Source organism: Litchfieldia sinesaloumensis (assembly GCF_900156865.1).
GTDB lineage: Bacteria > Bacillota > Bacilli > Bacillales > Bacillaceae_L > Ferdinandcohnia > Ferdinandcohnia sinesaloumensis.
Genome location: NZ_LT732529.1, coordinates 1,881,340 through 1,893,942, shown reverse-complemented (window position 1 = coordinate 1,893,942; position 12,603 = coordinate 1,881,340). Strand labels below are relative to the sequence as shown.

Here is a 12,603-nt window from a genome sequence, read left to right as displayed (position 1 = left end):
TAAAAATATGAAATTGTCATGAAGGGTATTTTTGGTGGGATGAGCGTGGATTTACATTACAACGTAAAAATTGACTCTTTTGAGGGTCCTTTAGACCTTCTTTTACATTTAATTAATCGTTTAGAAATTGATATATATGATATACCGGTAGCTGAAATTACGGAACAATACTTAGTATATATACATGCAATGAAAGAATTACAGCTAGATATTGCAAGTGAATATCTAGTCATGGCTGCGACTCTCTTGGCTATTAAAAGTAAAATGTTGCTTCCAAAGCAAGAAGAAGAGCTATTTGAAGGCGAGTCCGAATTTGAAATGGAAGAGGACCCGCGTGAAGATTTAATGAATCGGTTAATTGAATATCGCAAATATAAAAATGCTGCAGAAGATTTAAAGCACTTAGAAGAAGAACGATCTCAATTGTTTACAAAGCCTCCAAGTGATTTAAGTGACTTCACTAAGGATGTTCCCGTTAACTATTCATTAGATGTTAATATTTACGACATGTTAGGAGCATTTCAAAAGCTACTACGCCGAAAAAAATTACAGAAACCATTAGCAACAAGAATAACACGACAGGAAATTCCCATCGAAAAAAGGATGGAAGAAATCATCAAAGAACTAAGAGGTATTCGCGGGAAAAAGAAATTCACAGAGTTGTTTCCGTTCCATGATAAAAACCATATTGTTGTTACATTCCTCGCGCTTCTTGAATTAATGAAAAATAATGCTGTGTTAATTGAGCAACAGAATAATTTTTCAGAAATCTATATTTCGAGCTTGGAAAGGGATGTTAAGAATGAAATTAATTGATTGGAAGGCGATTGTCGAAGGGCTATTATTTGCTGCTGGCGATGAAGGTTTAACCTTAAAACAGGTGGCAATCGTTTTAGAAATAGATGAGAGCACCGCACTTGATATCATCAATGAGTTAAAGGATGATTACACCCAGGTAGGAAGAGGCATTAATTTAACCGAAGTAGCAGGTACTTATCAACTTACAACAAAAAAAGAACATGCTGCTTATCTCAAAAAGCTTGTAGAATCACCTACAACTACTTCGCTCTCACAGGCCGCTTTAGAAACTCTTGCGATAATTGCCTATCGCCAACCAATAACTCGAGCGGAAGTTGAAGAAATTCGTGGGGTTAAGACGGAAAGACCGATTCAAACATTAATAGCGAAAGCTTTAATTAAGGAAGTTGGACGTGTCGAAGGTACTGGAAGAGCTATTTTATATGGTACAACAAAGGAGTTCTTAGAGTATTTTGGACTAAAGACATTGAAAGAACTACCTCCGCTTCCTGAAAAAATTGATGAAGAATATGTACAAGAGGAAGCTGACCTCTTTTTTGAACGGTTTCAAGAAACGATAGAAGATTCAAAATAATTCGCCCATCTAACGTTTCCTATGGTAATATGTAGTTATCAAGTTGGAAAATGGTGGTTAGTGGGGTGGAAATGTGTTAATTAAAAATTGTAGCGGATTTGAGCTTGAAAAAACACTAAAAAACACGTTCGAGGATTTTTTTAACCAATCTGAAGTCGTTTTTGTTGAAGATGGGGAAGAAAAGAGGTTCCAAGTTCTTTACTTGCGTTATTTTGAGGAACAATTTACAACGTTTACTCCTTTCACTGAAGATCCAGTCTATACAATTGATACGAATGAAGTGCACTTTAAAGACCTTGTTGCGATCGTTTGCTTGCTAAAGAACCCCAGTTTCCGGAACCGTAAACGTCTATATATCAATGATCAAAAGCAATTTGAAGAACAGTTTAAAGGTATTCAACTGGATAGACTAAAAGAAATATTTACACATCTCCATCACAAAAAAAGCTTTGAAGTGAAATCACCTTTTGTAAATACTGAACAGACATAAAAGAGGAACCCAATTGTAATGTGTAACACAATTGGGTTCCTTTTTTCATTGTTTCATCATATTGTGGACGAAGAAATGAAAAAAGGCTGAGCTTTCAACAACTTTATGTCACGAATATCGGTAACACGCATAGGATAGTGACGATTAAAGCTGAGGGAGGACTACAATGGGTCATTCAGAGAGATATATAGAAGATGTTAAACAATGGTTTGGAGAGTTTAAAAAGCAATTTAAACATGTAAATAATAAAGAGCTTCAAACAAAAATTTCCAGTTTTGCGGAATTTCTTGATTCCCGAGATAAAGAACGAATATCTACTGATCTATTAGCATTACATGAACAAGTAAAGAAACTATATGATACAGGAGTTCGCTTTGCAGAAGAAGTGGGAGGAACCGAATTATACCAAGAGATAAGAAGGGTTGGTATTGGCCAACATACTTTACCACCTCTGCCCTATGACTATGATGCATTAGAACCTTACATTTCTGAAGAAATTATGAGGCTCCACCATGACAAACACCATAAAAGCTACGTTGAGGGTTTAAACAAGGCGGAGAAAATGATGGAAAAGGCACGTGACACAGGGGATTATGATTTACTAAAGCATTGGGAGAGAGAAGCTGCTTTTCATGGTTCAGGTCATTATTTACACACTATTTTTTGGAATGTAATGAAACCGAAAGGTGGGGGGATGCCAGGGCGTGACCTCCTTCGTCAGATTAATCGAGATTTTGGTAGCTTTGAAGTGTTTAAGAGACATTTCAGTGAAGCGGCAAATAAGGTGGAAGGTGTAGGGTGGGCGATTCTTGTCTGGTCACCAAGAGCCGGACGCTTGGAGATTCTGCAATCAGAACGTCATCAGCTACTGACACAATGGGATACAATTCCTTTACTCGTATTGGATGTTTGGGAACATGCCTATTATCTACAATATAAAAATGTTCGTGCAGATTATGTGAAAAATTGGTGGAATATCGTAAATTGGGACGAAGTTGATCATCGTTATCGAGAAGCATCCAAATTACAATGGAAGCAATATTAACATGACAATACTGACCAAGTCTTGGTCAGTTTTTTTGTTGTTTTTGGTGTCTATCTTCAGGCACCATAGGGTCGAGAATACAAGCAAATCGCTTTAGAATGCAAATAACGCCTTCTGTAGCGCATTTCTTGTGTTTGTCGCCGATAGCAGACACCTTACGATTTTCGTAGTTTGTACATATTTTATTCATATAGTTGGACATGTAGTGCATACACTTTTACAAAACAGCTAAAGGGACGGGGATCGAATGACATTTTTTCGCAGAAAAGTTTTGACACTACTCATTATAGCTATGGTTCTCATAGGTTTATTACCACAAAAGACGAGTGCACTTTCTGTTAGCGCAAAAGGTGCCATCTTAATAGAACAAGAGTCAGGTAGGATATTGTATGAAAAAAATGCTCATCAACGGATGAGAATCGCAAGTATAACAAAAATAATGACCGCTATTATTGCCATTGAATCTGGGAAACTCGAGGATATGGTGAAGGTAAGTAACAAAGCTGTAGGTACCGAAGGCTCCTCCTTATATTTGCAGCCAAACGAAGAAATTAAACTCGAACATTTAGTTTATGGATTGATGCTTCGTTCTGGTAATGATTCTGCGGTAGCTATTGCTGAACATGTGGGAGGGAGTCTAGAGGGCTTTGTATTTCTAATGAATCAAAAAGCTGCGGAGATAGGGATGCAAAATACTGAATTTGCGAATCCTCACGGCCTAGATGACCATGAAAACCATTTTTCATCTGCATATGATATGGCTATATTAACGCGATATGCAATGACAAATGAAAAATTTAGGGAGATATCTGGGACAAAGGTCTATCGGGCGCCAAATCCGAATGAAAAATGGGATCGTGTTTGGAGAAATAAAAATAAGTTACTGACACAGCTGTATAAGTATAGTACAGGCGGTAAAACAGGATACACCAAACGAGCAAAACGTACTTTAGTTTCGACAGCAGCAAAGGATGGAACTGAGTTAATTGCTGTAACGATAAACGCTTCGGATGACTGGAATGACCATATGAATCTATTTAATCATGCGTTTAAATCGTATGATTTAGTAGAAGTCGTTGATGATGGAGAATTACAAACGGACCATAGTTTTTACAGAGGTAAAGTTTTTGTAGATCACGAGTTTAAGTACCCACTCACAGAAAAAGAGAAGGAAGATGTAAGGCTCGATATAAGTTTCCTAGAACCTGATAATAAGAAGTGGCGTAAACCAGAAAATGTTCCCGATATAGTAGGGACACTTACTGTAAATCTTGGTGATAAGACGATTGAAGAAATGCCAATATATTTTGATAACGGTAACTCCAACAAGCCTAAGGAAACATTCTGGGAAACTCTCAGAAGTATTTTTCTAGTAATTCTAGGGGTTAGATAACGATGGTCAATATTATATGGGTTGCAATGACAATTATCGGAATAATCTTTGCTATAGTTAATGGAACAATTAGTGAGGTAAATGAGGCTATCTTTAAAGGGGCATCAGAAGCTGTCACCATTTGTATTGGCTTAATTAGTGTCCTCGTATTTTGGCTAGGCTTGATGAGAATTGCGCAAGAAGCTGGATTGTTAGATAAGCTATCAAAATTATTTCGTCCATTAGTTAGACGTTTATTTCCCGAGGTTCCGGTAGAACATCCGGCAATGGGCTATATTCTTTCAAATATGATTGCAAATATGTTTGGATTGGGCAATGCAGCCACACCTATGGGAATTAAAGCGATGGAACAGTTAAGAGAACTTAATGGTGGGAGTAGTTCTGCTAGTCGTTCAATGATCACGTTTCTAGCAATTAACACGTCGAGTCTAACACTGATTCCTACAACTGTAATTGCGATCAGGATGACTTATGAATCTACAAATCCAACTGAGATTGTTGGAACAACTCTGATAGCAACGATGTTTTCAACAATAGCGGCGATATTAATCGATCGGTATTTCCATTATCGACGAGTGAAGAAGGGTGGAGGGCCAGAATGACGATAATAAACTCTATATCTCTTTGGCTTATACCTGTGATTATAGGATTTATCCTTTTATATGGAACCTTTAAAAGGATTCCAACGTATGAAACGTTTGTTGAGGGAGGAAAGGAAGGAATTAAAATATCCTTTTCTATCATACCGTTCTTAGTTGGGATGTTAGTATCCATTTCTATTTTCAGAGCTTCTGGTGCAATGGAGTTTTTCATTAATTTAATCCGACCAGCTCTCGAATTTGTTGGGTTTCCAGCAGAGGTTGCGCCGCTTGCAATTATAAGGCCAATTTCGGGGACAGCAGCTTTAGGAATGACTACTGACTTAATTGCTACATATGGTCCGGATTCTTTTATCGGAAGATTGGCTGCTACCATGCAAGGTAGTACGGATACAACACTGTATATTTTAACTGTATATTTTGGAGCAGTAGGTATTAAGAAAATGGGAGATGCACTAAAGGTAGGACTCTTAGCAGATTTAGTCGGTATCATTGCAAGTATAGTTGTTGTTACATTAATATTTGGTTAAGGAAAACATGTGATAAGCGTGTTTTCCTTTTTTTATTTAGGAAAGTTCTGGGATGGGCATACTAGTTAGTGTTTTTATCTTGTACAAACACAAAGAAACAAGTAAGATGTTTAAGGGGTGAGCATAGATGGAACGTTTACAGAAGGTAATTGCACATGCAGGTGTAGCTTCACGGAGAAAGGCAGAAGAACTAATTACTGCAGGCCATGTTAAAGTAAATGGAAAAGTTGTGAAGGAGCTTGGGATTAAGGTCGGCTCAAATGATAAAATCGAGGTAAGCGGCATTCCACTTGAGAGGGAAGAGCCTGTTTATTATTTATTTTATAAACCACGTTCTGTGATTTCGAGTGTGAGTGACGATAAAGGGAGAAAGGTTGTAACGGACTTTTTTCCAGAAGTTAAAGCACGTATTTATCCAGTTGGAAGACTTGATTATGATACGTCTGGCTTGCTGTTACTAACGAATGATGGTGAGTTTGCAAACATATTAACGCATCCAAAATATGAGATGGAAAAAGTGTATGTTGCAAAAATAAAGGGAATTCCTCCTAAGGAAAAGCTGCGTCAATTAGAAAGAGGCATCATGCTGGAGGATGGAAAGACTGCCCCTGCAAGGGTTAAGCTAATTTCAATGGACAAGCGCAAACAAACCTCGATTATTGAAATCAGCATTCATGAAGGTAGAAACAGACAGGTCAAGAGAATGTTTGAAGCAATCGGTCACCAGGTAATGAAGCTAAAAAGAGAAAGATTTGGCTTTTTAACACTTCAAGGTTTACATACGGGTGAATTTAGAGAATTACTACCACATGAGGTAAAACAATTAAGGGCTTTAGCTAGTACAAAGGATAACCGTTTATAAAGGGAATTGTAATTAGATAACAAAAACAAAAATATATGAAACTTTAGCTGAAGGAAACGTTCTGCTAAAGTTTCATGAAACCTATGTTTTGGTAGCTCGTCAATAATGATTCTCAATTGTCACATAACCTTCAAATTCTTGGCGATGAAGGTTTCTTATATAGTGCTATAATGGCATGGGATGCACACATCTAATCTAATAAAAAAGGGAGATCACCATGAACAAGAAAAAGCGACGATTAGTAATTCGGACAATCATTTTATCACTTCTCGCCGCTGCACTAGTGTATACCTTGTATATCAATTTTTTTACGAGCAAGGAAAAGGTTGTAGTTGGGGATATGGCACCTGATTTTGTTGTTACGGATTTAGATGGGAAGGAACACCATTTGTCAGAATATAGAGGGGAAAAAGGTGTGTTTTTGAACTTCTGGGGTACATGGTGTGAGCCTTGTCAACGAGAATTCCCATACATTGATACATATTATCAGGAATACAAGGATCAAGGAGTGGAGGTCATCGCAATAAATGTCGGTGAACCGAAATTCAGCGTTAATAATTTTATTAAAAAATATGAATTATCATTTCCTGTAGTTATTGATAAGGGAAATCAGTTGTTAAATGCCTATGGAATTGACCCATTACCAACAACTTTATTAATTGATGAAGATGGGAAAGTTGTTAAAATAATCACTGGTGAGATGACAAGCAAGATGGTAAAAGATTATATGGAGCAAATAAAGCCATAGGGAGTTATTTTTATGGAAAATGTAAAATGCGAATGCGGACATGTGAATCCACACGGTACAATTTTTTGTGAGGCTTGTGGTAAACCTGTCCAAAGCGAAGAAGAAAGTCAGGATAGTAAGGACAAAAAGCAATTACTAGATATGAGGTATGAGGGAAGTGCAAGACGCTCTCAAACCTATAATAAATCCATCGTTGATAAAATATGGAACTTCTTTTCATCTGTTAAAGTTGGCATATGGATAATCGTTATACTATTAGTGGCTTCAGCACTTGGGACGATTTACCCTCAGGAATTATACATACCTCCAGCGATGAGCCCAGCTGACTTCTATGAACAAGAATACGGAATAACGGGAAGATTATACTACCAATTAGGTTTCCACAACCTCTACGGATCATGGTGGTACATGATTCTTATTGCAATGCTCGGTATTTCTTTAATTATCTGTAGTATAGACCGCGTTGTTCCTTTATATAAGGCGTTAAAGAAACAAGGTGTTACACGTCATGAGAGCTTCTTAAAGAGACAGCGTGTCTATGGGAAAAATACTGTTGAGAATATAGATACTGACTTTGAAATAGTAAAAGAAAAACTAAAGAAAAAACGTTATTCTGTTCGTGAAGAAAATGGTAATATCTTAGCTGAAAAAGGTCGTTTCTCAAGGTGGGGCCCATATGTAAATCATTGCGGTCTCATCCTGTTCCTGATTGGTGCCATGCTTCGTTTTGTTCCGGGAATGTATATAGACGAGGTTCTTTGGCTTCGTGAAGGTGAAACTGCTAGTGTTCCTGGTACGGATGGAAAATACTATCTAGAGAGTGAACGATTCATAGTAGAAGTGTATGAGAAAGGCAAAGAAAAGGAAGTTTTCGATGAGGCAATTGACATTGCTGGAAATTCTATGGTTGTAAAAAACTTCCAAACTGATGTAACCTTATACGAACGTACAGATGAAATCATACCTGGGGTTGAACCAGAATTAAAAGAAGTCAAATCTCATGAAATTCGAGTGAACGAACCTTTAAAGCATGATCATTATGCAGTCTATCAGGTTGATTACAAATTGAATGAATTTAGTTCAATGTCATTCAATATGGTAGACAAAGAGACGAACGAGGACTTGGGATTAGTTACGATTAATTTAATGGACCCACAAGAAAAATATGATTTAGGTAACGGGTATTCTATTGAGCTCGCAAGTTATTTTCCAGACTTCTTTTTTAATGATAAGGGCGAGCCAGCTACTAAAACAAAGATCCCAAATAACCCAGCATTTGTATTTAAGATGTATGCTCCAGATAAACCAGAAGGAGAAATTAGTTTCGTAGCAATTCAGCAAAACATAGAACCACTTGGTGATAATAAGTATAAAATGGCTTTTGCTGGTGTTGATATGAAGAATGTATCCGGCTTAACGGTTAGACGAGACTTTACATTATGGATACTAGCTCTAGGTGGTGCTATCTTTATGATTGGGGTTATCCAAGGGTCTTATTGGCATCATCGTCGGATTTGGATTCAGAGAAAAGATAATGAAGTTATTATTGCGGGTCATACCAATAAAAACTGGTTTGGTCTGAAAAATGAAATACGATTTGTTATAGCAGACACTGGAATCGCTGAACCTGTTGATCAAGTTGATGCTAAAAATAAGGAAAATAAGGAGGGATAAAAATGGCTGAATTAAGTTCAAATCTTCTTTACGCTGCTTTTATTCTCTATCTTGTAGCAACATTTATCTTTGGTGGCGCAATTCGTGATAAAAAAAGCATGAATGGCTATAACCGATGGTCACATATTGGGATTGTCATCACTATAATTGGATTTGTTGCACAGGCAGGATATTTTATTACACGCTGGATTGCAGCAGGACATGCACCAGTAAGTAACCTATTTGAGTTTATTACGTTCTTTGGGATGATGTTAGTTCTAGCGTTTATCATCATTTATTTTATATACAAAACTAGCATTTTAGGACTATTTACATTACCAGTTGCACTCTTAATTATTGCATATGGAAGTATGTTTTCAAGAGAAATTTCTCCACTCATACCAGCTTTGCAAAGTGACTGGCTTCATATTCATGTTACGACAGCAGCACTAGGCCAAGCTATTCTTTCCATTAGCTTTGTTGCTGGAATCCTCTATCTATTAAAGGGTGTGGATCAATCTGTTAAGAGCAAAGAAACGTTTTGGTTAGAATTCGTTATGTATATACTAGTTGTGGTTGTAGGATTCGTTGCTGTTTCTACAACGTTCGGTGCAATGAAATATGAATCAGTATTCTCGTGGGTAGATAAAGAAGGAATAGAAGCTGAGATGGTATATACTTTACCCGCATTGGTTGTACCGAATGAAGGAGAATTATTAACTGACGGCAAGTTTTCAAGCGGGGTTGAATTACCGGCAATCCTAAGTGCTAGAAAAGTAAATACTGTTCTTTGGTCAATAATAGCAGGATCAATTCTATATGGATTATTGCGTTTGATTTTACGGAAACGTGTAGGTGCAGCATTGCAACCTCTAACGAAAAGATTAAATCTAGACCTCACTGATGAAATTGGTTATCGTTCGGTTGCAATTGGATTTCCAATCTTTACATTAGGTGCATTAATATTTGCAATGATTTGGGCACAAATTGCTTGGACTCGATTCTGGGGCTGGGATCCAAAAGAGGTTTGGGCTCTTATTACCTGGCTCTTCTATGCAGCGTTTCTTCACCTAAGGCTTTCAAAAGGCTGGCATGGTAAAAAATCTGCATGGCTTGCAGTTATAGGGTTCTTTATCATTATGTTTAATACCATTTTCGTAAACCTAGTTATTGCAGGTTTACATTCATACGCATAACTATTGTGCAGCCTTCATCATCTAGATGAAGGTTTTTTTACAATTTTTGTGTCGAATTTTTGACTTTTACTAACGTAGGGAATACTAGTGTGATATATGTTATAGCTAATTATGACTTTTTTATGTACGATATGAGTAGATAGAAAATATTCTTTCGAATAGAAAATGGAGGAATAAGAAAATGGAAACTGAAGCAAGAATTTTGATTGTTGATGACGAGGAAAGAATTCGTCGTTTACTTAAAATGTATTTAGAACGTGAAAATTATGTAATTGAAGAAGCAGACAATGGAGATATCGCGTTAGAAAAGGCTTTGAAAAATGAGTATGATCTCATTTTATTAGATCTCATGATGCCTGGAAAAGATGGAATGGAAGTTTGCCGTGAGCTACGTGAGAAGAAATCAACTCCTATTATTATGCTTACTGCCAAAGGTGAAGAGGTTAATCGAGTACAAGGATTTGAAGTAGGAACAGATGACTATATTGTAAAACCTTTTAGTCCAAGAGAAGTCGTTCTTCGGGTAAAGGCGTTATTGAGAAGATCATCTCTTACAACTTACCTGCAAACGGAAACAACTGCAAAGGATGTTATTGTTTTTCCACATCTAACAATCGACAACGATGCACACCGAGTACTTGCAGACGGGAAAGAAGTAAGTTTAACGCCAAAGGAGTATGAACTATTATGTTTCCTAGCTAAATCTCCTGACAAGGTGTTTGATCGTGAACAGTTGTTAAAAGACGTTTGGCATTATGAATTCTTTGGTGATTTACGTACTGTAGACACTCATGTGAAACGTTTGCGTGAAAAATTAAACAAAGTATCTCAGGATGCAGCGAAAATGATAGTCACTGTTTGGGGCGTGGGATATAAATTTGAGGTCGGCCAGGAATGAAATTTTGGCGAAGTGTTGTAGGAAAACTATGGGCGACCATTCTGTTACTGTTTTCCTTCGTATTATTTGTTTTAACCATTCTTTTTATGGAGTATTTTGAGAATTATCATATTCAAGAAGCCGAAAGAAACTTAACACAGCTTGCGTCAAATATTGCTGTAATTATGGAGCAGCACGAAGATAAAGAAATTGCGAGATCAATTGCATGGGAACTCGTTAATGACGAAACAAAAGTTATTATTGCTGCAGATGAAGACACTTTCTGGGTGTCCCCTGATCGGGAACTAGTTGCAAACATACCTGCTGCTCTCATTATAGAGGACCCATACCTAAAGCAGGTTATTACAAATGATCAAAATAAAAGTAAAAAAATAGACTTACCTGTTGAATATGATGTGAATAAGCAATCGCAAGAACTTTTTGTAGTGGGAGCTCCACTTCATATTGAAAATGACCAAAAGGGTGCTGTATTTCTTTATCAATCATTGGATGTTGTAAAAAGTACAACACAACATACAACGCAGTTTATCTTTTTAGCAGCCGGTATTGGTATCGTCCTTACGACTGTCTTTGCCTTCTTCCTACTTACCCGTATTACGGCTCCTCTACGTAAAATGAGAGAAGCAGCATTTGAAGTAGCGAGAGGTAAGTTTGATACGAAGGTGCCAATTCTTACCCATGATGAGATAGGTGCTTTAGGAATGGCGCTTAATCAGATGGGTAGACAGTTAAAATACAATATGAACGCGTTAAATCAGGAAAAGGAACAGCTTGCAAGTATTTTAAATAGTATGGCGGATGGAGTTATCACATTAAACCGTGATGGAACGATTCTAGTAACAAACCCACCTGCAGAACGATTTTTACAAGCTTGGTACTATCAACAAGGAATGTATCAGGATGTCGGAGAAGAACTTCCGCCACAGGTAAGGGAATTATTTCAGCGTTCCGTATCCTTTGAAAAGGAGCAGATAATTGAAATTAGTCTTCAAGGAAGAACCTGGGTTATATTAATGAGTCCGCTTTATAATCAGACATATATTAGAGGTGCAGTAGCTGTTCTGCGTGACATGACTGAAGAAAGGCGTTTAGATCAACTACGTGAAGATTTTATTGCGAATGTGTCTCACGAGTTACGAACACCGATTGCCATGCTTCAAGGCTATAGTGAAGCGATTATGGACGATATTGCAAGTACAGAAGAAGAGCGAAAAGAAATCATTAAGGTTATCTATGATGAATCGTTACGAATGGGTCGACTAGTTAATGAGTTATTGGATTTAGCGAGAATGCAATCCGGAAATATCACCTTGAATAAAGAAATGGTGGACTTTGACTTACTGCTTGACCGAGTGGTTCGCAAGTTCCAGGGATTAGCAAAGGATAATCTAATCTCCTTGACTTCGATAAGAGAGGAAATAGGAGAAGTTAATTTAGACCCCGATCGAATTGAGCAAGTCTTTACTAATTTGATTGATAATGCAATCAGACATACCGATGAGAATGGTCAGGTTGAGGTACGTGTAACCGGACAAGAATCATCAATTAAGGTGGACATTATCGATACGGGTTCTGGCATACCTGAAGAAGACTTACCGTTTGTATTCGAACGCTTTTATAAGGCAGACAAAGCAAGAACAAGAGGAAAGTCGGGCACTGGATTAGGACTAGCTATCGTAAAAAATATTATTTCTGCACACAATGGGAATATCTCGGTCCATAGTAAAATTGGTGAAGGAACGACATTTACGTTCGTAATCCCTCGAAAAAGCGAATAATATGAATAAATGTGACGA

General features: G+C 37.3%; 13 protein-coding genes. All 13 read left to right on the top strand.

The genetic code is table 11. The annotated features are described in order from the left end of the window. Window positions 1-18: 18 nt before the first annotated feature. The 13 genes from CZ490_RS09430 to CZ490_RS09370 all read left to right on the top strand — a co-directional run bounded on the left by CZ490_RS09430 (window position 19) and on the right by CZ490_RS09370 (window position 12,585). Window positions 19-816: a segregation/condensation protein A gene (locus tag CZ490_RS09430; protein WP_327078407.1), complete on the top strand. Its 798-nt coding sequence runs from the start codon at window positions 19-21 to the stop codon at window positions 814-816. Then, a complete protein-coding gene (gene scpB, locus CZ490_RS09425; RefSeq protein WP_077618656.1) occupies window positions 803-1,393 on the top strand; it encodes an SMC-Scp complex subunit ScpB in 591 nt (196 codons plus the stop codon). Before CZ490_RS09430 ends, scpB begins: the two co-directional genes overlap by 14 nt. 73 nt (window positions 1,394-1,466) lie before the next feature. Further along, window positions 1,467-1,883 (top strand): hypothetical protein, encoded by a 417-nt coding sequence (locus CZ490_RS09420; protein WP_077618655.1) that lies wholly within the window; start codon window positions 1,467-1,469, stop codon window positions 1,881-1,883. A 166-nt stretch (window positions 1,884-2,049) separates the two neighbouring features. Next, window positions 2,050-2,928, top strand: coding sequence for a superoxide dismutase (locus CZ490_RS09415; protein ID WP_077618654.1), 879 nt, complete (start codon window positions 2,050-2,052; stop codon window positions 2,926-2,928). Between the two features lie 247 nt (window positions 2,929-3,175). Beyond that, on the top strand, window positions 3,176-4,321 hold the full coding sequence (locus CZ490_RS09410) for a D-alanyl-D-alanine carboxypeptidase family protein (RefSeq protein ID WP_077618653.1): 1,146 nt from the start codon (window positions 3,176-3,178) through the stop codon (window positions 4,319-4,321). A gap of 2 nt (window positions 4,322-4,323) precedes the next feature. Further along, window positions 4,324-4,923 carry a nucleoside recognition domain-containing protein gene (locus tag CZ490_RS09405; protein WP_077618652.1) on the top strand — a complete coding sequence of 200 codons (600 nt, stop codon included), beginning with the start codon at window positions 4,324-4,326 and terminating at the stop codon, window positions 4,921-4,923. Further along, on the top strand, window positions 4,920-5,450 hold the full coding sequence (locus tag CZ490_RS09400; protein WP_077618651.1) for a spore maturation protein: 531 nt from the start codon (window positions 4,920-4,922) through the stop codon (window positions 5,448-5,450). The genes CZ490_RS09405 and CZ490_RS09400 overlap by 4 nt, the downstream gene beginning before the upstream one ends. 127 nt (window positions 5,451-5,577) lie before the next feature. Next, window positions 5,578-6,312 (top strand): 23S rRNA pseudouridine(2605) synthase RluB, encoded by a 735-nt coding sequence (gene rluB / locus CZ490_RS09395; protein ID WP_077618650.1) that lies wholly within the window; start codon window positions 5,578-5,580, stop codon window positions 6,310-6,312. 217 nt (window positions 6,313-6,529) lie between these two features. After that, complete coding sequence (gene resA, locus CZ490_RS09390) at window positions 6,530-7,060, top strand: thiol-disulfide oxidoreductase ResA (protein WP_077618649.1); 531 nt, start codon at window positions 6,530-6,532, stop codon at window positions 7,058-7,060. A gap of 12 nt (window positions 7,061-7,072) precedes the next feature. Next, window positions 7,073-8,734, top strand: coding sequence for a cytochrome c biogenesis protein ResB (gene resB / locus CZ490_RS09385; RefSeq protein ID WP_077618648.1), 1,662 nt, complete (start codon window positions 7,073-7,075; stop codon window positions 8,732-8,734). A gap of 2 nt (window positions 8,735-8,736) precedes the next feature. Beyond that, window positions 8,737-9,909 carry a c-type cytochrome biogenesis protein CcsB gene (gene ccsB / locus CZ490_RS09380; protein ID WP_077618647.1) on the top strand — a complete coding sequence of 391 codons (1,173 nt, stop codon included), beginning with the start codon at window positions 8,737-8,739 and terminating at the stop codon, window positions 9,907-9,909. 181 nt (window positions 9,910-10,090) lie between these two features. Further along, window positions 10,091-10,807 (top strand): response regulator transcription factor, encoded by a 717-nt coding sequence (locus CZ490_RS09375; protein WP_077618646.1) that lies wholly within the window; start codon window positions 10,091-10,093, stop codon window positions 10,805-10,807. Further along, window positions 10,804-12,585, top strand: a complete 1,782-nt coding sequence (locus CZ490_RS09370; RefSeq protein ID WP_077618645.1) for an ATP-binding protein — start codon at window positions 10,804-10,806, stop codon at window positions 12,583-12,585. Before CZ490_RS09375 ends, CZ490_RS09370 begins: the two co-directional genes overlap by 4 nt. Window positions 12,586-12,603 lie beyond the last annotated feature (18 nt).